At 57.1% G+C, this 21094-nt stretch carries 20 protein-coding genes; 5 read left to right on the top strand and 15 right to left on the bottom strand.

What is annotated here, in order from left to right; all coding sequences use genetic code 11:
• Positions 1–45 precede the first annotated feature (45 nt).
• The gene (gene tmk, locus BLV81_RS19675; RefSeq protein WP_092359408.1) at positions 46–663 is read right to left on the bottom strand and encodes a dTMP kinase; all 618 of its coding nucleotides are present in this window, start codon (positions 661–663) and stop codon (positions 46–48) included.
• A 75-nt stretch (positions 664–738) separates the two neighbouring features.
• Entirely contained in the window at positions 739–1719 is a 981-nt protein-coding gene (gene mltG / locus BLV81_RS19670) for an endolytic transglycosylase MltG (protein ID WP_092359406.1), read from the bottom strand.
• Between the two features lie 123 nt (positions 1720–1842).
• On the opposite strand from mltG, the gene BLV81_RS19665 reads away from it, so the two are divergent.
• Genes BLV81_RS19665 through BLV81_RS19650 form a run of 4 tightly spaced genes read left to right on the top strand, consistent with a single transcriptional unit; the run spans position 1843 to position 5446 of the window.
• Positions 1843–2886 carry a CAF17-like 4Fe-4S cluster assembly/insertion protein YgfZ gene (locus BLV81_RS19665; RefSeq protein WP_092359404.1) on the top strand — a complete coding sequence of 348 codons (1044 nt, stop codon included), beginning with the start codon at positions 1843–1845 and terminating at the stop codon, positions 2884–2886.
• 16 nt (positions 2887–2902) lie between these two features.
• Complete coding sequence (locus BLV81_RS19660) at positions 2903–3196, top strand: DUF4936 family protein (protein ID WP_092359402.1); 294 nt, start codon at positions 2903–2905, stop codon at positions 3194–3196.
• Positions 3187–3978 carry an NRDE family protein gene (locus BLV81_RS19655; RefSeq protein ID WP_092359400.1) on the top strand — a complete coding sequence of 264 codons (792 nt, stop codon included), beginning with the start codon at positions 3187–3189 and terminating at the stop codon, positions 3976–3978. Before BLV81_RS19660 ends, BLV81_RS19655 begins: the two co-directional genes overlap by 10 nt.
• A 40-nt stretch (positions 3979–4018) precedes the next feature.
• Positions 4019–5446, top strand: a complete 1428-nt coding sequence (locus tag BLV81_RS19650) for a CoA transferase (protein ID WP_092359398.1) — start codon at positions 4019–4021, stop codon at positions 5444–5446.
• A gap of 16 nt (positions 5447–5462) precedes the next feature.
• Here the strand turns inward: BLV81_RS19650 and BLV81_RS19645 are convergent, their stop codons facing one another.
• The 11 genes from BLV81_RS19645 to BLV81_RS19595 all read right to left on the bottom strand — a co-directional run bounded on the left by BLV81_RS19645 (position 5463) and on the right by BLV81_RS19595 (position 16949).
• On the bottom strand, positions 5463–5888 hold the full coding sequence (locus BLV81_RS19645) for a GNAT family N-acetyltransferase (RefSeq protein WP_092359396.1): 426 nt from the start codon (positions 5886–5888) through the stop codon (positions 5463–5465).
• A gap of 32 nt (positions 5889–5920) precedes the next feature.
• On the bottom strand, positions 5921–6349 hold the full coding sequence (locus BLV81_RS19640) for a PaaI family thioesterase (RefSeq protein WP_092359395.1): 429 nt from the start codon (positions 6347–6349) through the stop codon (positions 5921–5923).
• A 9-nt stretch (positions 6350–6358) separates the two neighbouring features.
• Complete coding sequence (locus BLV81_RS19635) at positions 6359–6682, bottom strand: Dabb family protein (protein ID WP_092359393.1); 324 nt, start codon at positions 6680–6682, stop codon at positions 6359–6361.
• An 88-nt stretch (positions 6683–6770) separates the two neighbouring features.
• Positions 6771–7370 (bottom strand): LysE/ArgO family amino acid transporter, encoded by a 600-nt coding sequence (locus tag BLV81_RS19630; protein ID WP_092359392.1) that lies wholly within the window; start codon positions 7368–7370, stop codon positions 6771–6773.
• A gap of 41 nt (positions 7371–7411) precedes the next feature.
• Complete coding sequence (locus BLV81_RS19625; protein WP_092359434.1) at positions 7412–10342, bottom strand: putative bifunctional diguanylate cyclase/phosphodiesterase; 2931 nt, start codon at positions 10340–10342, stop codon at positions 7412–7414.
• Positions 10343–10497: 155 nt separating this feature from the next.
• Positions 10498–11322, bottom strand: a complete 825-nt coding sequence (locus BLV81_RS19620; RefSeq protein ID WP_092359389.1) for an N-acyl amino acid synthase FeeM domain-containing protein — start codon at positions 11320–11322, stop codon at positions 10498–10500.
• A gap of 191 nt (positions 11323–11513) precedes the next feature.
• On the bottom strand, positions 11514–12239 hold the full coding sequence (locus BLV81_RS19615) for an ABC transporter ATP-binding protein (RefSeq protein WP_092359385.1): 726 nt from the start codon (positions 12237–12239) through the stop codon (positions 11514–11516).
• A 1-nt stretch (position 12240) separates the two neighbouring features.
• Positions 12241–14232 carry a branched-chain amino acid ABC transporter ATP-binding protein/permease gene (locus tag BLV81_RS19610; RefSeq protein ID WP_092359383.1) on the bottom strand — a complete coding sequence of 664 codons (1992 nt, stop codon included), beginning with the start codon at positions 14230–14232 and terminating at the stop codon, positions 12241–12243.
• A 2-nt stretch (positions 14233–14234) separates the two neighbouring features.
• Positions 14235–15125 (bottom strand): branched-chain amino acid ABC transporter permease, encoded by an 891-nt coding sequence (locus BLV81_RS19605; protein WP_092359381.1) that lies wholly within the window; start codon positions 15123–15125, stop codon positions 14235–14237.
• Positions 15126–15289: 164 nt separating this feature from the next.
• Entirely contained in the window at positions 15290–16447 is a 1158-nt protein-coding gene (locus BLV81_RS19600) for an ABC transporter substrate-binding protein (protein ID WP_092359379.1), read from the bottom strand.
• 298 nt (positions 16448–16745) lie between these two features.
• A complete protein-coding gene (locus BLV81_RS19595) occupies positions 16746–16949 on the bottom strand; it encodes a cold-shock protein (protein WP_014005790.1) in 204 nt (67 codons plus the stop codon).
• Positions 16950–17398: 449 nt separating this feature from the next.
• Here BLV81_RS19595 and BLV81_RS19590 point away from each other — a divergent pair, with 449 nt between their 5' ends.
• Positions 17399–18448 carry an NADP(H)-dependent aldo-keto reductase gene (locus BLV81_RS19590; RefSeq protein WP_092359377.1) on the top strand — a complete coding sequence of 350 codons (1050 nt, stop codon included), beginning with the start codon at positions 17399–17401 and terminating at the stop codon, positions 18446–18448.
• Positions 18449–18479: 31 nt separating this feature from the next.
• Here BLV81_RS19590 and BLV81_RS19585 read toward each other — a convergent pair whose 3' ends face one another.
• Both BLV81_RS19585 and BLV81_RS19580 read right to left on the bottom strand, forming a co-directional pair.
• Entirely contained in the window at positions 18480–19499 is a 1020-nt protein-coding gene (locus tag BLV81_RS19585; RefSeq protein ID WP_092359376.1) for a bile acid:sodium symporter family protein, read from the bottom strand.
• 188 nt (positions 19500–19687) lie between these two features.
• Positions 19688–21091, bottom strand: coding sequence for a 4Fe-4S binding protein (locus BLV81_RS19580; RefSeq protein ID WP_176992909.1), 1404 nt, complete (start codon positions 21089–21091; stop codon positions 19688–19690).
• Positions 21092–21094: the final 3 nt, after the last annotated feature.

Below are 21094 nucleotides of genomic sequence, written 5' to 3'. Positions count from 1 at the left end.
CTTTCCGTTTCGCTTATAGAGCGTTATCGTCATTGGCATGGCGGCCTACCCGGCGCACAGGCTAGAAATGATGCGGGTCAACGCTTGCCGGACTTCGGCAATCGTTTGAGTCGCATCGATAATGTGAAAACGATGAGGGAACTGGGCAGCGCGACGCAGGTATTCAGCGCGCGTGGCGGCGAAGAAATCGGCCTTTTCCTGCTCGAATTTATCCAGCGTGCGGCTCGCATCCAGGCGCGTCCGCGCCACTTCCAGCGGCACGTCGAACAACAAGGTCAGGTCCGGCTGCAAGTGCGGATGCACCCATTGCTCCAGCGCTTCCAGTTTAGCCAGGGGCAATTGCCGGCCGCCGCCCTGGTAGGCGAAGGTGGCGTCGGTAAACCGATCTGAAATCACCCAGTCGCCGCGCGCCAGCGCCGGCTCTATCACTTGCGCCAGATGCTCGCGACGGGCGGCGAACATCAGCATCGCTTCCGTCTCCAGATGCATCTTCTGATGCAGCAACACTTCCCGCAGCGTCTCCCCCAACTCAGTGCCGCCCGGTTCGCGGGTGGTAACGACGCGCAAGCCGTGCTTGCACAGCAAATCCGCGACAAAACCGATATGGGTCGACTTGCCGGCGCCGTCTATGCCTTCAAATGTGATGAATTTTCCTGATGCCATTGCCTTGCCTGTTGAGTTGCTGATGCGGTTCTGAAGAAAACCGGCGGATGCTTCAATTATCGCGCATCGCCATCGCTATCGTTGATATTGATTGACCGCCTGGTTATGTTCACCCAGATTATTCGAGAAATGGCTGCTGCCGTCGCCCCGGGCCACGAAATACAAGGCGTCGGTCGGCGCCGGATGCATGGCCGCGCTGATCGATTCCGCGCCGGGCAAGGCGATCGGCGTCGGCGGCAGGCCGGCCCGGGTGTAGGTGTTGTAAGGGGTATCGGTGGTCAGGTCGCGCTTGCGGATGATGCCCTGATATAGATCGCCCATGCCGTAAATCACGGTCGGGTCAGTCTGCAGCAGCATGCCGATCTTGAGCCGGTTGATGAACACGCCGGCAATTGTGCTGCGATCGGCGCGGCGGCCGGTTTCTTTTTCCACGATCGACGCCATCACCAAGGCTTCGTAGGGCGTCTTGTAGGGCAGCGCTGCATCGCGCCCTTCCCACGCCTGGCTGAGGCGCTTGATCAGTAAACCGTGGGCCTGCTTATAGACCTGCAGGTCGCTAGATCCTTTTGCAAACAAATAGGTATCGGGGAAGAACAAGCCTTCCGGCACGCTGTAGTCGGGCGTGATTTTCGCCAGCAATTCGGCGTCGGACAGCGCAGCGGTATCGTGCTTCAATGCCGCCTGCGCCGCCACTGCCTGCCGCATCTGACGGAAAGTCCAGCCTTCGATGACGGTCAGCGATTCTTGCGCAAACTCGCCGCGCACCAGTTGGGTCAGCAAGCGCAGCGGCGTGGCGCCAGGTTTCAACTCATAACTGCCGGCCTTTAGTTTGCCGCCCTTAGCGGTCACCCGCGCCAGCAATTCCAGCAGCTGGGGATTGACGCCGACCCCGGCCGCGTCGATCTGCTGCACCGAACTTGCCAAAGTACTACCTGGCTCGATCGTGAATGGGCGCGCCTCGCCGGCATCGAAAATCGCTTGCTGCGCCCAGTAAGCTATACCGCCAGCGGCCAGCCCGCCCAACAAGATCACGCTCAACAATAGTTTTTTAAACAAGACCGGTCCGCTCCGTATGGTTTTCAGCTAGCTCGCAAAAACGGCCAACTCCAACGCCTTTTTTGCGACATCACTATAATCAACCCAATATGATAATCGCTGTTTCGAGAATGCCTACAATTTATGAATCAAATAACAAGTACCTGGCCGGATTTTTCTCAGCAACAAGCGTTTGAGACGCTGCCCGCAACGGTCGATGCCGGCGCATCTTTTGTTGCACCATTGACAGATCTCGGCCTGATCGCGCTCACAGGGGAGGAAGCAGCCAGCTTCTTGCATACCCAGCTTACCAATGATGTCCAGAATCTTGCCGTCGGACAAGCCAGGCTGGCCGGGTATTGCTCGCCGAAAGGACGTTTGCTGGCCACTTTCCTGATGTGGAAGAGTAACGATACTATCTTCCTGCAACTGCCGCGCAGCTTGCAGGCAGCGATCCAGAAGCGCCTGCAAATGTTTGTCATGCGCGCCAAAGCCAAGCTGACGGATGTGTCGGATGCACAGATCGTGTTAGGCCTGGCCGGCAATGCTGCCGGCGCGGCGCTGGCGCCCTGGTTTCCAACGCTGCCCAATGCACCCTATGCCAAGATCGACAACGACTACGGCACCCTGATCCGTGTCGCCGACGCTAACTCCACGCCACGCTATCAATGGATCACCAGCACCGGGCACGCCATCACCGCCTGGCCGCAACTGAGCGCAAGCTTGCAGCCGGTTGCCGCGTCAGCCTGGCGCTTGAGCGAAATCCAGGCCGGCATTCCGCAAATCACTCTGCCGACACAAGAACAGTTTGTGCCGCAAATGATTAATTTTGAAGTGATTGGCGGCGTTAATTTCAAAAAAGGCTGTTACCCGGGGCAGGAAATTGTCGCGCGCAGCCAATACCTTGGCAAGCTCAAGCGTCGTGCCGTCCTGGCCAGTGTCGCAGCGACCGGCATTGCCGCCGGCACGGAAGTATTTTCCAGTGCCGATCCAGACCAGCCATGCGGCATGATAGTCAATGCCGAAGCCGATAGCGCCGATAGCAGCAGCTGCCTGCTGGAGATCAAGCTGGCCGCATTGGAGAACAACGGTACGGTACATATAGGTTCAGTGAATGGCGCGCAATTGCATTTCCACACTTTGCCCTATTCAATTATCGATGTAACGGACGCGGAACTGCCGGCGTGAGCGCAGAATAAACAAAATGAGCAGCGATCTCTATATCTATTACCGCGTAGCCGCCGCCAACGCCCAGCAATTCGACGTTGCTGCGGCGGCAATGCAGGCCGGGCTTTCATTGCAACATCAGATCGCCACCGCTCTCAAGCGCAGCCCCGAAATTAAAGATGCGCATCACACCTGGATGGAGGTGTATTCTTCGGTGCCGCCGGATTTCACCGAAATTGTCGAACAGGCGGTTACCCAGCACGGCCTCGCTGCTCTTATCGATGGCCCCCGTCATACCGAATTTTTTGTGAATATTTCATCATGTGCTTGATTGTTTTTGCGTGGCAAGTGATTCCTGGCTCGCCCTTGATAGCCGCCGCCAACCGCGACGAATTCTATGCGCGGCCGACCGCACCCGCCAATTGGTGGGAAGACCAACCCGACATCTACGCCGGCCGCGACCTGCAAGACGGTGGCACCTGGATCGGCATCACCCGCGGCGGCCGCTTTGCCGCCATCACCAATGTGCGAGCGCCGGCTGAACGGCGTGCCGATGCACCGACCCGCGGCACGCTGGTCTCGGATTTTCTCGGCAGCAAACAGACAGCCGCGGAGTATATTGCTGAGATTGACGGCGACGCGGAAAAATACAATGGCTTCAACCTGCTGGTCGGCGACGGCAAGGAATTGATTTGGTATTCCAACAAAAATGCGGAAGACGCCCGCAACGGTCAGCCGCTGCCGCCAGGCATCTACGGATTGTCGAACGCGTCGCTAGACGGCTGCTGGCCGAAGGTGGTGCGCACCAAGGCGCAATTTGCCAGCCTGCTGTGCCAAGGCGCGCCTGACGCCTGCTTCTTTGACATGTTGAGCGACACCACCCGCGCCGGCGACTGCCGGCTGCCGTCCACCGGCGTCGGCATTGAACTGGAGCGCGTGCTGTCAGCCGTATTCATCGAATCGCCCGATTACGGCACGCGCAACTCGACACTGGTAAAAATCAGGGCCAACGGCAGCGCCATGCTGCATGAAAGAGTGGCGGTGCCATCCGATTCTCCGTCGCGCATACATACACACGCTAAATCGCCATCAGAATCCCGCTGTTCGCGCTGACATAGGCGACACGGTCGCCGCCATCCTCAAGGAGCAGAACATGTTGCTGTCATCCGATCCGAATTCGTCGCAAGCGACGCTTGCGCCATCTGATGTTGTACAGCAGCTGTGGCGCACCCTTGGCCAGCCGGACGCGGCCCTGCAGCAGCTGTCGCTGAGCGGCAGCGAGCCGGTACTGCCTTCATCGTTCGCAGTCGGCACCGCCGCCCAGGCCAGTATCGCCGTGGCGGCCCTGTCGGCCGCGCAGCTGTGGCAACTGCGCAGCCGGCAACAGCAACAGGTGAGCGTCGACATGCGCCATGCAGCGACCGAATTCCGCAGCGAACGCCACTTCCGTATCAATGACGCCCGCAGCGACGAGATATGGGACAAAATCGCCGGCACCTATTGCTGCGGCGACGGTAAGTGGCTACGCCTGCACACCAATTTTCCGCATCATCGAGATGGCGTGCTCAGATTATTGCAATGCGAGCATACGGTTGAGAGCGTGCGGCAGGCGCTGCAAAGCTGGACTGCCGAGGGTTTCGAGGACGCTGCGGCCAGCACCGGCCTGGTAGTCGCGGCCATGCGTTCGTTCGAGGAATGGGATCGCCACCCGCAAGGACAAGCGGTGCAAACACTGCCGCTGCTGACCATAGAAAAGATCGGCGATGCGCCGCCACGCGAACTACCTGCGCCGCTGGCGCAACGGCCGCTGGACGGCGTGCGGGTGCTCGACTTGACCCGCATCATCGCCGGACCTGTCTGCGGCCGTACGCTGGCAGCGCACGGCGCCGAGGTCTTGCTGGTGACCGCACCGCAACTGCCCGCCATCGGCCCGCTGGTGATCGATACCGGGCGCGGCAAGCGCTCATGCCAGCTCGATTTGCGGCAGGCGGACGACCACCGGACCTTGAGTCACTTGCTGCACGATACAGATATCTTTGTACAAGGCTATCGCCCGGGCGGTCTCGACGCACTGGGTTTTGATCCCGCGGTAGCCGCAAAAAAACACCCTGGCATCGTGTATGTATCGCTATCCGCCTACGGCCATGCCGGCCCCTGGGCCGGCCGCCGCGGCTTCGATTCCCTGGTGCAGACCGCCAGCGGCTTCAACCATGCCGAAGCGCGGGCGGCGCACAGCGAGCAACCGAAACCGCTGCCGATGCAGGTGCTGGACCATGCCGCCGGATACCTGATGGCGGCTGGCGCCATGACGGCGTTGGCGCGTCGGGTCACTGAAGGCGGCAGCTGGCATGTACGGGTATCGCTGGCGCAAACCGGTCATTGGCTACGCCAGCTCGGGCGGGTCGAGAACGGCCTGGCGACCCCCGATATCAGCTTTGAACAGATTCAGGATCTGCTGGAACACACCGCATCGGGCTTTGGCCGCTTGACTGCAGTGAGCCATGCCGGAAAATTATCACTGACCCCGGCACACTGGAGCCGGCCATCGGTACCTTTAGGGACCGATGCGCCAAGCTGGTAAGCCAGCATTGCACCAATCAGGCAAACACGTGGCGCATGCAGATATGCGCAATCCCGGCTTCGTAATATTCCTCGCCATCGCGGCTGAAGCCGTAGCGTCCGTAAAACGCTTCAGCCTGTGTCTGGGCGTTCAGCACCACTTCGGTGTCGCCGCGTTGCCGCGCTTGCGCCATCAAGGCTTGCAGGATGGCGGCGCCTATGCCTTGGCCGCGCCCGGTTGAACGCACGGCCATGCGGCCGATGTGGCCGTCCGGCAGCAAGCGGCCGGTGCCGATCGCCTGGCCGGCTTCGTTATAAGCGACTGCATGTATGCAGAGCTCGTCCATATCGTCCCACTCCAGTTCGACCGGAATCTTCTGTTCGATGACAAATACATCGAAACGCACTGCGCGGGCGTCGGTTTTTTGGACTGTCCAGTTATCGACTGTCAGATGAAATTTCATGGCGGCTTTCTATTCAACGTTTCTATTTAGCATCAACCCGGCTTGATCTTCAGCGCCGCACGATGATGTTTAAGATATTTGAAGGTTCCCATCGCCTTCGCCACCAGATGCTCGCCGTGCCATAACTCGGCATCGCAAAAACACATGGTGGTGGAACGATGAAAGGCGCGGCCTTTGGCCACGATACGTGCGCCGGTTTGTCCGGCAGGTTGCAGAAAACTGATTTTCATTTCAACCGTGACCGCCGCTTCGGCTTGCGGATAAAGCGAACGGCCGGCCAAGGCCATGACCACATCCAGCATGGTCATCGAAACCCCGCCGTGGGTAACTTGCCAGCTATTCATATGATGCGCTTGCAAAGTCAACGCCAGTTCGGCCGCGCCCTCGCCCATCTCGACAAATTCAACCCCGAGATAGCTCAGGAAGGGATTATCGATAGGGAAAATATGTGAAGGAAACATGATCGCCGATCAGCTCAGGTAATCCATGCATTGGCGCGCTTCCCGTACCGCGCCGAAAAATGGCTTGATCGCCATGTGGGTCGGATGGCTCTGATAGGCGTCCAGCGCCGCCTGCGAGGCAAACTCGGAATTGAGCACCACGTCGTAAGTTGCTTCCAGCCCTGGCTGGGCAATCGCGACTTCGAACCTGAGCATGCCCGGCACAATGCCGGCGCAGCCGTCCAGCAAGGCTTTCATCTGCACAGCATTGCTGGCCTTGTCGGCGCCTTCGGCATGTTCCTTCAATTTCCAGAATACAAGGTGCTTAAGGGTCGGTGTAAGGGTCGCGCTCATAAGATTCTCAGTTCAATATTGGATAGATGGCGCATTCAGCGTCTGCCGTCATTTTACCGTCAAGCCCGGCCAAGTTCGCCTCCCGCACCTATTCACTCAGCAATTTATGGGCGATAGCCCACATCGTGATACCGACGATGACCTCAAGTACACGCCACGCCATCGGCCTGGCAAAAATCGGCCGTAGCCACGCCGCGGCATAACCCAGCGAAAAAAAGAAGACGAACGACGACAGCATCGCACCGGCGGCGAACAGGCTTCTTGCGCCTGGAAACTGGGTTGAAACGGAACCGATCAGCAGCACGGTATCGAGATAGACGTGCGGATTAAGCCAGGTTAGCGCGGCACAGGTCAGCAGCGTTGGCAGCAAAGCCGCTTTTACGTCCTCGGCCTGCCGCAGTACATCTGACGAACGCCAGGCGGCGATGAAGCTTTTGGCGCCATACAAGATCAGGAACGCAGCGCCGCCGTAACGCATGACCGGCATCAGCCACGGCGCCCGGTCGATGACGATGCCCAAGCCCATTACGCCGAATAATATAAGGATGGCGTCAGAAGCCGCGCAAGTCAGGCAAACCAGGAAAACATGCTCGCGCTTAAGTCCTTGTTTGAGAACAAAGGCATTTTGCGCGCCGATGGCGAGAATCAGTGAAAGACCGAGGGAAAAACCAGAAATTGCAGCGTTCATAAACACTTTGTGAAATTGTCATCATATCGTTTCCGGGCAGCCTAATGCAAACCCGCAGCCGGCACATCGTCACCGTTTTCGCCCCACGATTGGCCGTCGATGCGCCTGCTGGATACAAACCGGGCCAGGGCCGGATCCGTAATGAAGCTGGCGGCGGAACTGGCTGCCAGTATTGCTTGCGGCGATTGCGGCTTGGCCACCACATAACCTTGCACATAATCGACGCCCAGCTTTGCCAAGGCTTCGATCATCACGCAATCCTCCACCCATTCGGCGATGCTCTTCATGCCGAGGTTGCGCGCCAGCTCGACGATGGCTTCGACAATCGCCTCATTGGCCGGGTGCGTATTCATGCTTTGAATGAAAGCGCCGTCTATTTTCAAGGCATCTGCCGACAAGCTCTTGAGGTAGGTGAACGAGGTATAGCCGGCGCCGAAATCGTCCAATGCAATCTTGGCGCCCAGCGCCTGCAGGCGCTGAATAATGCGGCTGGTATGTTCCAGATCGTGCAGCGCGACGCTTTCGGTGATTTCGATGCACAGCATGGGCACCACTTGCGGATGCTTATCCAATATTACAAAAAGATCCTGGATGAATTTTTCATCATTCAGCGAAGCGCCGCTCAAATTCACGCAGACAAATTTTGTCAGCGGCAACTGCGACTGGTGCTGCGCCAGCCATTCCAGCACCGTGCTCATGACCCAGCGGTCGATCACGGCAATGCTGCCGTTTTCTTCCGCCGCCGCAACCACCCTGGTTGCCGGCACCACCTTGTTGCCGGCATCTCGCAGCCGCAGCAGCACTTCGAAATTGAGCGAAGCTTCGGGTTCGCGCAGCGACATGATCGGCTGCATTTCGACAAACAAACCCTCCGGCAGGAATTCTCCGCCCAGATGTTCTATCAAACTGAGTTCTTCCAAGCGCTCGCGGAATACCGGCGCATTTTTTTCATACACCACAATATGCTCATCGTGCGCTTTCTTGGCTTCCCTGCACGCGCGATCCGCGGCTGAGATGGCATCCTGGACGCGCATGCCGGCATCCACTTCAATCAAGCCTATCGAGCCTTTTACCTGGAATGCGCGGGCGCCGATGTGATACGAGTGGTAGCTGATTTTTTCAATAATGGCGGAACAGATATCAGTCGCCGCACCAATCTCTTTATCCCGGAACAGGATAATGAATTCGTCGCCGCCGATGCGGCCTATGTAACTATCGCCGGTCAGCAATTCCTGCACCCGTTGGCATAGCTGTTTCAGGACTTCATCGCCGGATTGATGGCCAAACAGATCATTGATCAGCTTGAAGCGGTCCAGATCGAGATAGGCCAATGCCAGCGGCCTGCCATCGGCTTGACGTTCAATCGCCTGCTCCAGCATGATTTCAATGCCGCGGCGGTTAAGGACACCGGTCAAGGGATCGTGCTCGGCAAAGAACCGCAAACGCTGTACAGCCTGGGATCGATCCGTAATATCTTGCAAAGAGCCCTCGATGCGGCCATTGGCGAAGGTGGCTGTGACCAGGTAAAAACTGGCTTCACCGTCGGCATTGGCAATGCCGCGCAATTCTGCTTCATTGCTGCCGCCTGCGGCAACGATTTGCAGTAATTTCTCGCGCGCGCCGGGTTCGAAATAATCGTCCCATTTTTTCACCGATTGAGCGCTGGCGTCATGCCTCAGGATTTTTTCCAGGGCCGGATTGGTACGCACAAAACTGCCGTCCGCAGCTAAAGTAAACAAGCCGACTGGCGTTACCTCGTAAGTAGTTCGCAGCTCTGCCTGAGCCAGGGCCAGTTCGCGCTTTCCGGCACGCATCTGTTCTGCGAAGGCGAACGACGCCATCAAGCTCGACAACAACGCCACAATCACGTTATTGGGCACCTCGTCCAAAGTCTTGATCCCGAACGCGGCGGCAACCACTTCGTCGACCCGCGTAAACAACACCATGAACATGGAGGCGCAATACCATAGCACCGCTCGGGTGCGCGCCTTCCAGACGATACGCGCCAGCAGGAACACCAATATGACGATGCCGGCTATCGTCCAGCACCACAAAACGGGAAGAAAGCGTTGGTACGGCAGAACCATGGCGGCGGCCAGCAGGGTCAGCCCCAACCAGCGTAAAACGTTTTGCAAGAAGACATAGCCGACCTGTTTCAATTCAGCCTGGAACAATCGGCCGAACAAAGTGAAAGTGACAACGTAGTAGGTTGCGAATGTGATTTTGCGGACCCAGGGCAGCCATTGATTCGGAATTGTCCATATCAGCCAATGTGCATCCCACCCCATGGCATTGGCGCCAAGGCGCAAGTTTCCCAGCAGCCATATGGCGAACAATACGTACATCCACTCGCGATTGATGAATGCCGCCACCATGACAAACAAGGTCAATGTCAGCAGTCCGCCTTCCATCAAGCCGATGCCGCGAAAAAATTCTTTTTGCGACTGCTCGTAGTCGGCACGCGTCCATAACCGCATTGAAATCCGCGCGGGACCGGAAAACACGCCCTTGCAAAGCAAGTTAAGCGGCAGAGCGTCGGGCGCCAACGACAAGATGAATCCGGTTTTTTCGGCTTTGATCTGGCCTTCCACCCGGTCGCGGCTGGCAGTCCCGAGTAGGCGCTGGCTGGCGCCGTCCCAACAGCTCACCTGCTGCGCATGACGCGAAGGCAGCTCAAGCACCGTCAGCCCGGAATTCGCGGCGGCCGGCACCGACAAGGAAAACCAGAACGGCGTCTCCAGCAAGTGCGTATTGCTAAAGGTTTGCAACGGCGTAGCCGCCAATTCCTGCAATGCCTGCGCGGGCAGCAAGCGCTGTTCAGGATCGCTCAATACATGGAACGGCGACGGACTCGGATCGCTATGCCCGAAATGGCTATCGAGCGTAGCGAAGGCGACGATCGTAAATACGGCAACCAGGATCGGCACCAATACCACCGAAAAATAAAACCCCATCCAGTCTTGAGGTTTCATGTTCCTGTTAATTTTTTTCGGCGTATCGGCATGAAAAAGCCACATAAACTTCATATCCGTAGGGTGAGAGGGTTCTACTGTACTGTAAAAAAAGACACATTATTTCTTTTAACGACAAACAATAACACCCCCTCAATGCAAGGTTTTAGCAATACCTAGTTAAATGGCTGTTTCACAGGCTTGCGGACCTGTTGCTTCCCTGCCGGTCTATCGTGGCTAGCCGGCTTGAATTGCTCTGCCAGCATGCTGGGCGGCGACGCCATCATCAAATCCGGATGATGCATCTCGAACATCAGGCCAAACAGCGGATGCCCGGCGGCGGCCCAGCGTTGGCGGGCTGTCGCAACGTCGAATGCCATGACGCGATGAGGCAGATTGCCGACATGCTGCATCGGAATGAATTGCCGTCCCAAAAAAACATCCTGGAACAGCAAGGCATCGTATTGCCGATCCAGAGGGGAGCGCGCTGTGATCACCATCCAGTCGATGCCATTTTGCACACAATATTCAAAATAGGCTTTAAACAGCATGGTCTTGACGATCTTGCCAATTTGATTTGAGGTGACGCCTAACCGTGTCGCTTCCGCCAGGCTGCGGCCCTGCAACCAATCCGGCAAGGTTACCGACTGCTCCAGTCCCAAGGCATGGAAACGATTGGTTTGAATCCGTATCGTACCTAACGATGAACCATCGAGCTTGGACTCCGCCAGCAGCACAATCGTGTCTGGCGCAAGATCCGCCGGTTCAAAGCGCAGCAGGTTCTGTGCCAGCTCGGGCAGGTGACGGCTATATGCCGCATGACGGATTCCCACCGCCTTCTGCAAAGCCTGCTTGTCGTTCACTATCTTGATGGTGAACGGCAGACGTTCCTCCGGCAGCGTTGCTGTTGCTACGTTTCGGGGAAAAGATGATGGAATGAAGCTGTCCTCGGAGGAATGGGAGGAATGGGAGGACGTGTTTGCTACCTGGTCTTGTTTCATTTTGAGTGCTCCGAAGTGAAAACATGGTTGGCCGCTTTATGCACGCATTGCATCGCGGCATTACCAGATTCTCACGTTCGGGACGCTGTAGAAAACTAAACCTTGCTTACAAGTCTAGCTTTGGCAAGAAATAATTCCCACAAAACAACTTATTCGGCGAATATTTTCCATGCAGCAATGACCTGCATCCATCAGTGCTGCCCGCCGCCCAGATATGCAGCTTTGACCGCAGGATCATTCCTCAATTTCTCTGCCGGGCCGTGCACCGAAATCCGCCCGTTCTCCAACACATAACCATAATCGGCGACATTCAACGCCGCTGCCGCAAATTGCTCAACCAGCAGCATGGTCACGCCCTCCTCCTTGAGCCGGGAAATGATGCGAAACACTTCTTCCACCAGGATCGGCGCCAGTCCCATCGACGGCTCGTCCAGCAAGATCACTTCCGGATTGAGCATGACGGCGCGTGCCATCGCCAGCATCTGCTGTTCGCCGCCCGACAAGGTTCCGGCCAGCTGGCTTTGACGCTCTTTCAGGCGCGGAAACAGGTCCAGCGCCCGCTCCAGATCGAGCTTGATGTCGCCGCGCGGACGCAAGCGGGTAAACCGCGGGAAGGCGCCGAGCAGCAGATTGTCGACCACGCTCATGGTGGCAAACACACGCCGCCCCTCAGGCGAATGCGCCAGTCCGGCACGGGCGATTTTATGTGAAGCCAATCCCGTAACGTCGACGCCAGCCAAAGTGACGCTGCCGGATTTGGCCTTGATCATGCCGGAGATTGCGCGCATGGTGGTAGTCTTGCCGGCGCCATTGGAGCCGATCAATGTGACCACTTTACCTTTTGGCACCTCCAGCGAAATGCCGTGCAGTACTTCAACCTTGCCATACGCGGCATACAAATTCGAAATCGAGAGCATCTTATGACCCCGCTGCGTTGGAAGTGGACGGCGCGCCATGGGCGGTATTGTCAGCCTCTGCGGCTTCGCCGGCGGTGCCGCCGAGATAGGCTTCAATCACCTTGGGGTCGCTTTGCACCGCAGCCGGTTTGCCTTCAGCAATTTTCTGGCCGAAATCGAGCACCGTCACCGTATCGGAAATCGACATGACCACATCCATATGATGTTCAATCAGGATGATCGTAACATCATGCTGCCGGATCTTCTGGATGATCGCGATCAGTTCCTTGATGTCTGGCGCAGTCAGGCCTGCCGCAGGTTCGTCCAGCAACAGCAGCTCCGGGTTCAAGCCAAGTGCGCGGCCGATTTCCAGCAAGCGTTGTTTGCCATAGGGCAGATTGCGCGCCTCTTCAGCAGCCAGGCCGCTCAGTCCGACGAATTGCAAGATGCTGGCAGCGCGCTCTCGCGCGGCTTGCTCTTCACGCCGATAACGCGGCGTATGGAAGATCACGTCCAATATATTGCTGCGGAAAGTGTGGTGCAGGCCGACCAGCACGTTTTCAGTGGCAGTCATTTCACCGAACAACTGCACGTTCTGAAAAGTGCGGGCAACGCCGCCCAGCGCAATCGCCGCCGGTGTCGAGCCGGAAATCGCCTTGCCATTGAACACGACCTTGCCGGCGGTCGGTTTGTAGATGCCGGTAAGCACATTCATCATGGTGCTCTTGCCCGAGCCGTTCGGCCCGATCAAGCCATGCACGCTGCCTTTGACGATATCCAGGTTGACCTCGTTAAGCGCCTTCAGGCCGCCGAACTGCATCAGTATTCTCTGGCCGCTCAACAAGGTAGCGCCAACCGCGACGCTGCCGCCGGCTGGCGCCCATGCTTGCCCGGGACTCGCCGCCACGCTGGCCTGCTTGCTGCTTGCGCTTGCCCTCATGCCTAACAAGCTGCGCGCGAAGCCGACAATCCCGTCCTGAAGGTAATACACCACAAACAGCGTCATCAATCCAAATACGGTCAGACGCCAATCGGTAATGTTTTCCAGCCGATAGGAAAAAATCGCCATGCCGACAGTCGCCGCCAGCGGCACCGCCACCTCGCGCGGTGTCTTGCGTTTCTTCCATAGCAGGAAGGCGCTTGCCAGCACGCCGATTACTGCAGCAACGGTAGCAATCTGACGGAATAACTCGATGTCCGCCAGCAAACTCGGCAACATGACTACGATCAAGGCGCCGATCAGCGACCCGGTGCGGCTCTTGCGGCCGCCCATGATGACCGCCAGCAGGAACAAAATGGTCAATTCGAAGTTATAAGTATTCGGAGAAATATATTCTTCCGAATAAGCGTAGAGACAGCCCGCCAACCCGGCCAGCGCAGCGCTGATCACAAACGCAAATACTTTGTAGCGATACACCGAGACGCCCATGCAGTCGGAGGCGATCGGACTATCGCGCAGCGCCTGGAAGGCGCGCCCCAGATGCGACTTGACGATACGGTGCACCACAATCAGCGACAACACCATCAAGGCGGCGACCAGATAGAAATATTCCACTTCATCGAGCCGATGGCCAAAGAAGTCCGGCTTGTTCAGCTTGATCCCCATCGGCCCTTCCGTCAGGAAGCTCATTTCATTGATCAGGATCTGGATAATGGTGCCGAACGCCAGCGTCACCATGGCCAGATACGGGCCCGTCACGCGCAATGCAGGCAAGGCCAGGATGGCGCCGAATATGGCGGTAACCGCCAGGCTGGCGGGCGCGGCAAGCAGGAATGGCCAGCCGAGCTTGAACACCAGCACGCCGGTGGTGTAGGAGCCGATGCCGAACAAACCGGCGTGCCCGAGCGAGACCTGGCCGGTATAGCCGACCACGATATCCAGGCCGAACAGCAGGATGGCGTAAATCAGGATGGTTTCGGCCAGGTGAATGTAATACGGATTCGGAATAAGCTGCGGAAAGGCCAGCAGCAGCAGGATGCCGACTAGCGCCAGTGCAAATAGTTTTTTATTCATATTTACACCTTCTTGATCGCTGTTTTGCCGAACAAGCCTGCGGGTTTGATGGCCAGCACCAGCAGTAACAGCACCAAGCCGGGCACTTCCTTGTATCCGGTGGAGATATAAAACCCGGTCAGCGTCTCCGCAATACCCAGTATCAGGCCGCCGACGATCGCTCCCATGCCCGAAGTCAGGCCGCCGATAATCGCTACCGCAAAGGCTTTCAGGCCCAAGGCAGTGCCCATGGTAGCGCCGGTCAGGGTCAGCGGCGCTACCAGCACGCCGGCAAAGGCGGCGGTCGCCGACGATAACGCGTAGGAGAAAGTAATGACCATGCTGGTGTTGATACCCATCAGGCCGGCGGCATCGCGATCGTTCGAGGTGGCCACTACTGCCTTGCCATAAATCGATTTGCGGTTGAACAGCTCGACCGCCAGCATCATCGCCAGCGCGCCCACCACCACCACAATCTGCATCAGCTGGACATTGGCGCCGAACACCTGGAACGGCGTGGACGACAACGGCGAAGGGAATGTCAGGTCGTCTTTGCCCCAAATGTTTTCAGCGACATTCTTGAAGATGATCGCCAGCGCAATGGTCGACATGATCCAGCCGAATTCCGATTTGATCTTGAGCGCCGGACGCACCCCTATCCATTCGACCACCACGCCTTGCAGCGCGCCGAATACAATCACCACCGGTATCATCAGCCAATAATTCAGATAGGGGCCGCCGTGGATATTGCCGACCAGGCTGAGCCCGACCAAAGCGCCCAGCATCAGTGCCTCGCCCTGGCCGAAATTGAGGGTGCCGGAAGTGGCGAACGTGAGTTGATAACCGAAAGCGATCACCGCGTAGATCATGCCTAACGCGATACCGCTGAAGACGAGTTGCAGCAGAATTTCCATGATATAGATCCAAGAGACAGCGATAGCCGAAGTACGGCAAGACAATACTGCCGCTTGACGCAATAATTCCAGCCTGCTTGCTGCACAGGCTGGTTTCCTTGTCGCTCAAACGGATGTTCGGCCGGAGCAGAGCACAACAGACAGCGCTGCGCTGCGGCCTCCTATCACTTGGCTAATACCACGCGGCCGTTCTTGACCTCGCCGATCATCACCATGTTTGGCTTGATCGCTTCGTGGTCGTCATGGGTATAAGGCTTGGTGTAATTGGTCACCACTCCCTCCACGGTGCCGTTCAGGTTTTCCAGCGCCTCGCGCACTTTGACGCCGTCGGTGCTGCCGGCCTGCTTGATCGCTGCGGCCAGCAGATAGACCGAGTCATAGCCTTGCGCCGCTGACACAGGGGATGGCATGCGATCGATCTTGTAGGCTTTCTGATAGGCTTCGATGAAGGCCTTGCGTTTGGCTGTGTTGCCGTCCTGGATAAAGGTTTGCGGCATGCGCGCACCATCGCCGTTCTTGCCGGCGTTGTCGATGAAGTTCCCCATCGACAGGGTCCAACTGCCGATGATAGGCACTTTCCAGTTGAGCTTTTCCATGCCGTTGGCAATCTGCGCCAGTTCCGGGCCGATGCCGTAAGTCAGCACCACCTCGGCGCCGCCCTGCTTGGCCTTCAACAGCTGGGCCGTCATGTCGACATCTTTCAGGTTGTATTTTTCAACTGCAACCGGTTTGATGCCCTTGGCAGCCAAGGCGCGCTCCAGGTCTTCGCGGCCGAGTTGACCATAGTTGGTCGAGTCGGCCAGGATGGCGACCTTGGTGTGTTTTTGACGGATCACCGCTTCGTCGACGATCATCGCCGACTGGATCGTATCGTTGGCAGAAGTGCGGAATATATAATTATCTTTTTGATCCGGCGCCACGAACTGCTTGGTGATAATGCTGCCGGTGGCGACATTATTCATGACCGGGATCTTGGCATCCTGGTAGAAGCGCTGCGAGGCCAGGGCGACGCCGGTGTTGATGAAGCCGACCGTACCGACCACTTTTTCCTTGTTGATCAGTTCTTGCGCAACCTGGACGCCGCGTTCATTCTTGGCTTCGTCATCGCGCTCGACCAATTGTATCTGGCGCCCCAGCACGCCGCCCTTGGCGTTGATATCCGCAACCGCCAGCTTGACGCCGTCACGCATCGATACGCCCATAGGTGCGGAGCCGCCGGTAAATGGTCCTGTGACGCCAATTTTGATCGGCTCGGCAGCGCCTGCGGCCAGCGACCAGCTTATCAGTGCCGCTGCCACACATGCTTTGCTTATGGTGTTCATGTCGTCTCCTCCGTGTTTTTATATTGGTGGGCGCCGGCATTCACAGAAACCGGGCAGCCCGCTTAAGGTAAAACGTGATCCAGCGATTGCAATATATGTTATCTGATATACAGACACCCCAGCATTTCAGGCCACCCTTACAGCTTCCTGACAACTCCCGTCTTTCCGGTCTTATAGTCGTTATACGTTATACGTTTAGTACAGACATACTCATTACGTTTGGTGCAGACGAAAAAAATCCCCGGCGAACCAGGGATTTTTACGATGCTCAGTTTATTTCAACTGAGTGAGCTATGAATTAGATAGCTTGGATGTTCGAAGCTTGCTTACCCTTTGGGCCAGCAGTAACTTCGAAAGAAACACGTTGGTTCTCTTGCAGCGACTTGAAGCCGGAAGAATTGATTGCGGAGAAGTGCGCGAACAGATCTTCACCACCTTCGTCAGGAGTAATAAAACCAAAACCCTTCGAATCATTGAACCACTTTACGATACCAGTTGCCATTACATTTCCTATTTCAGTTAAGTTGGGCTGTCGCCCGTTAGATCGTTTGAAGCAAGAAAGAAATGACAGACTAATACTGCACTACTAGCTCGAATCTTAAACGATGTCGCATTATAACCGATAATTTCATTTAAAACACTCGGCACGCAAATAAAAGTTGCGCAGGGAGAAAGAGTTGCGTTTTTGATTGGTTTTTTTTCGCGTATGGCGAGACTTTCAAGCAGCGATTTCCAGCACCGATCTTACCCTATTTATCACCTCATATAAGCAAAACATATAATGAAAAGCAATTATTCTGTTTTGATAATGAGTTAAGCGTCCAAGAATGGGGTTTCGCCTTATTCGTCATGATCGGGAGATCGCATGCACCTGGCTGCAGGCGGCCCGCGCCCTGCGCTAAAACGGCGTTCCAGCTATACTCTCCGTCCTCTGCGGCAAAGGAAGCAACAATGCGATATCGTGAACTAGGACGCAGCAATCTCAAGGTCAGCCTGATTACGCTCGGCACCATGACCTGGGGCGAACAAAATACCGAAGCAGAAGCGCATGGGCAAATCGACATGGCGCTGGCGCATGGCGTCAACCTGATCGACACTGCGGAAATGTACCCGGTGCCGCCGCGCGCCGAGACCCAAGGTTCAACCGAACGCTATGTCGGCAGCTGGCTGAAAAAATCCGGCAAGCGCAACGAAGTGATGATCGCCACCAAGGCTACCGGGCCGGCACGCAAGCCGCACAACCCGCGCCACGTACGCGGCGGCGTCAATAATTTTGATCGCAAGGGCTTGACCGAGGCTTTGCACGGCAGCCTGGAACGGTTGCAGACAGATTACGTCGATCTCTACCAGTTGCATTGGCCGGACCGTAGCGTAAATAGCTTCGGCACCCAGAATTACAGTCATATTGCAGACGAAGATACGGTGCCGATTGAAGAGACGCTGACCATCCTGGCGGACTTCATCAAGGCCGGCAAGGTGCGCCACATCGGCATTTCGAACGAAACGCCGTGGGGTATGGCGCAGTTTCTCAGAGCTTCGGAAAAATTTGATTTGCCGCGCGCGGTCAGCATCCAGAATCCGTACAGCCTGCTTAACCGCACTTTTGAAATCGGCCATTCGGAATTTGCTTTCCGCGAGCAGCTCGGGTTGCTGGCTTATTCGCCGCTGGCGTTCGGCGTACTTTCGGGAAAATATCTGAACGGAGCACGGCCGGCTGACGGCCGCCTCACCTTGTTTGAACGTTTCAGCCGCTATACCAATCCGCAAGTCGACCGGGTCATCGGCGACTACGTAGCTCTGGCGCTAAAACACGGACTGGATCCGGCGCAGATGGCGCTGGCTTTCGTCAACAGCCGCGCTTTCGTGACCAGCAATATCATTGGCGCCACTACGCTAAAACAATTGCAAAGCAATCTCGACAGCATCAACCTGACGCTGAATGAAGAGATCTTGCACGAGATCGAGCTGATCCACTCGCGCCAGCCTAACCCGGCTCCTTAAGCACGGCGCCCGGCAAGTCAGCCTTCCGGGTTTAATCTTCCGGACTCACATCGGACCAGACCGGCGGCGGGCCGCCGGTGGCTATTTCGACCGGGCGGGCGGCATAACGTTTTGCCAGCACCGCACAGACCATCAATTGCATCTGATGGAACAGCATCAGGGGCAAAACGATCATGCCGACGGTATGCCCGGCAAACAAGACTTTCGCCATCGGCACGCCGCTCGCCAGGCTTTTCTTCGAGCCGCAAAACACGATCGTGATTTCGTCTTCCTTATTGAAACCCAGACGGCGGCTGGTGAAGGTAGCGATAACCAGCATCGCGAACAACAGCAAGGTCAGCACTACCATCAAACCGAGCAAGGACAGCGGCGGCAGTTGCTGCCACAAGCCCTGCACCACGGCCTCGCTGAATGCGGTGTAGACCACCAGCAGGATCGAGCCCTGGTCCACCATCTTCAGGATGATCCTGTGCTTGTCGAGCCACTTGCTGATCCAGCGGCGGGCGATCTGGCCGGCGACAAAGGGCAGCAGCAACTGCATCACGATATTCATGATGGACTCGAAGGAGCCCTTGCCTTGGCCGTGCGCCACAACCACCAGTCCGACCAGCACCGGGGTCAGGAATATGCCGAGCAGATTGGATGCGGATGCACTGCACACCGCGGCAGGCACATTGCCGCGGGCAACCGAAGTAAAGGCAATCGACGACTGCACCGTGGATGGCAAAGTGCATAAGAACAAGATGCCGAGATACAGATCGGGCGTCACCAGCGGCAGCAATGCCGGCTTGAACAGCAGCCCGAGCAATGGAAACAATACGAAGGTGGCAAGCAACACCGTCAAATGCAAGCGCCAGTGCAGCGCACCCTGCACTACCGCCTCGCGCGACAGCTTGGCGCCATGCAGGAAAAACAGCAGGCCGATAGCCAGCGTGGTAATCAGGTTGAAAGAAACCGCAACCTGGCCTTTGGCCGGCAACAGACTGGCGACAAGAACTGTGGTAACCAATAACAACGTGAAGTTGTCAGGCAAAAAACGTGGGCGAACCATGATAGAAGGAACGTGCGCTAAAGTTGAAAAGGGTATCCCGGTCACCGTCAGCCGTCTCAGCGATCAGGAAAACGCCGAGACTGTCCAAATATGGACGGGATCAATAGACGGGATAACAAGCTTCATTTTACGCACTAAAACCCAGGCATCGAAGAATAGTCGGGTTATGTCTCGAAAACGATGGGATTTCACCACAGCCAGAACATCAGCAGCCAGGCAAAATTGACCAGCGCCAAACCGGCAATCACCGGCGTCATGCTCACTAGACGGCGTGCAGACGATGTCGTATAGCAGCCGGTCACGCGCCAGGCCAGCCAGACGCTCCATAAACTTGTGGCGATCAGAAGGATGGCGCGCAAGTCGTTAGCCCAGAATATCGGCAAATGCTCGCCGCGCAACAAACTGACGGTGGTAGCCGACAAGCCGACGAACACGCCGCATCCGGCCAGGGGAATCGTGGCTTGCACCAGATGATTGAAACGCTTGCGATCCCAGTCGCCGAGCGCACGGCTGCCAAGTGCGAACAACAGCGTCAGCGCGCTACCCAGCACCAGGCCGGTGGTGAGGATATAGGCGATCACCAGGCTGCCGTCGAGCCAGCTGAAGACATCGTTCTGCGCCGGATAATTGGTAAACACCCACCACGGCGCGTGCGTATCGAAAGGCCACATGATGTCGCGGTCGATCAGCCAGGTAGCGATAGCTTGCTTGACCTGCACAAACCAGGGACTGGCCGACCAGTGGAAAGCGCCAATCGCAATTCCCATCAACCCGTACAAGGCCAAGGCGCTTTCCCACAGATTGTTGTGCTGCGCGCCGTGCTCGACGATTTCTTCGGTCGGCGCGCGCCAGGTCAATGCAATCGCATCGCGATGACCGCTGCAGCGGCCGCACATATGGCAATCGGCAGCGCCTTTCATGGCCCGCAACGGCAGCAGCGGCGCGCAATTGACAGGAATCACCGTGCGGCCCTGCGTGTGGCTGTGCGTGCCGTACGAAGCGCGCCAGGCGGTTTCATTGACTTTGTAATGGAACGGCGCCAGTTTCGCCAGCAAGCCGAACACACCATTCACAGGACACAGGTATTTGCACCAGACGCGTTTGTCGCGTCCATACAGATAACCGACGATGATGGCGCCGGCTGTAGATCCGCCCAGCACCAGCAATACGGCTTTAGGATATTGATAGACGCTCACCATCTGGCCGTAGATGGTGGTCAGCGCAAACGCCACGAACGGCCAGCCGCCCCAGCGCATCCAGTGCGGAATGGCTTTGCCGCGGCCGTGGCGGCTGGCGAACTCGGTCAACGCACCTTCAGGACACAGCACGCCGCACCAGACGCGGCCCATCAACACCATGCTGATCAGCACGAACGGCCACCAGACGCCCCAGAATGCAAACTGGGCGATCAATGTCAGATTCGACCAGATGTGCGCTGTCTCGTCCGGCAACGGTAAAAAGATCGGCACCAGGATCAGCAAGCCATACACCAGCACAATCCCCCACTGCACCCAGCGAATCAGTTGCGCATGGTCCCGCATCCAGTCGGCCACGCGGGAAAGTCTTGTTTGAGGCGTTGCACAAGTATTCATTAG

The organism is Collimonas sp. OK242, assembly GCF_900107095.1.
Classification (GTDB): Bacteria; Pseudomonadota; Gammaproteobacteria; order Burkholderiales; family Burkholderiaceae_D; genus Collimonas.
This window is presented reverse-complemented; position numbering and strand designations above follow the sequence as displayed.

Bases quoted from the DNA above. Each gene is read 5' to 3' on its own strand.
- BLV81_RS19630 (WP_092359392.1), bottom strand. From the start codon at position 7,370: ATGAACGCTGCAATTTCTGGTTTTTCCCTCGGTCTTTCACTGATTCTC.
- BLV81_RS19625 (WP_092359434.1), bottom strand. From the start codon at position 10,342: ATGAAACCTCAAGACTGGATGGGGTTTTATTTTTCGGTGGTATTGGTG.
- BLV81_RS19640 (WP_092359395.1), bottom strand. From the start codon at position 6,349: ATGTTTCCTTCACATATTTTCCCTATCGATAATCCCTTCCTGAGCTAT.
- BLV81_RS19605 (WP_092359381.1), bottom strand. From the start codon at position 15,125: ATGGAAATTCTGCTGCAACTCGTCTTCAGCGGTATCGCGTTAGGCATG.
- BLV81_RS19610 (WP_092359383.1), bottom strand. From the start codon at position 14,232: ATGAATAAAAAACTATTTGCACTGGCGCTAGTCGGCATCCTGCTGCTG.
- BLV81_RS19665 (WP_092359404.1), top strand. From the start codon at position 1,843: ATGAATCAAATAACAAGTACCTGGCCGGATTTTTCTCAGCAACAAGCG.
- BLV81_RS19635 (WP_092359393.1), bottom strand. From the start codon at position 6,682: ATGAGCGCGACCCTTACACCGACCCTTAAGCACCTTGTATTCTGGAAA.
- BLV81_RS19650 (WP_092359398.1), top strand. From the start codon at position 4,019: ATGTTGCTGTCATCCGATCCGAATTCGTCGCAAGCGACGCTTGCGCCA.
- BLV81_RS19590 (WP_092359377.1), top strand. From the start codon at position 17,399: ATGCGATATCGTGAACTAGGACGCAGCAATCTCAAGGTCAGCCTGATT.
- BLV81_RS19655 (WP_092359400.1), top strand. From the start codon at position 3,187: ATGTGCTTGATTGTTTTTGCGTGGCAAGTGATTCCTGGCTCGCCCTTG.
- BLV81_RS19585 (WP_092359376.1), bottom strand. From the start codon at position 19,499: ATGGTTCGCCCACGTTTTTTGCCTGACAACTTCACGTTGTTATTGGTT.
- BLV81_RS19615 (WP_092359385.1), bottom strand. From the start codon at position 12,239: ATGCTCTCGATTTCGAATTTGTATGCCGCGTATGGCAAGGTTGAAGTA.
- BLV81_RS19645 (WP_092359396.1), bottom strand. From the start codon at position 5,888: ATGAAATTTCATCTGACAGTCGATAACTGGACAGTCCAAAAAACCGAC.
- BLV81_RS19620 (WP_092359389.1), bottom strand. From the start codon at position 11,322: ATGAAACAAGACCAGGTAGCAAACACGTCCTCCCATTCCTCCCATTCC.
- BLV81_RS19595 (WP_014005790.1), bottom strand. From the start codon at position 16,949: ATGGCAACTGGTATCGTAAAGTGGTTCAATGATTCGAAGGGTTTTGGT.
- BLV81_RS19600 (WP_092359379.1), bottom strand. From the start codon at position 16,447: ATGAACACCATAAGCAAAGCATGTGTGGCAGCGGCACTGATAAGCTGG.
- BLV81_RS19580 (WP_176992909.1), bottom strand. From the start codon at position 21,091: ATGAATACTTGTGCAACGCCTCAAACAAGACTTTCCCGCGTGGCCGAC.
- BLV81_RS19660 (WP_092359402.1), top strand. From the start codon at position 2,903: ATGAGCAGCGATCTCTATATCTATTACCGCGTAGCCGCCGCCAACGCC.
- tmk (WP_092359408.1), bottom strand. From the start codon at position 663: ATGGCATCAGGAAAATTCATCACATTTGAAGGCATAGACGGCGCCGGC.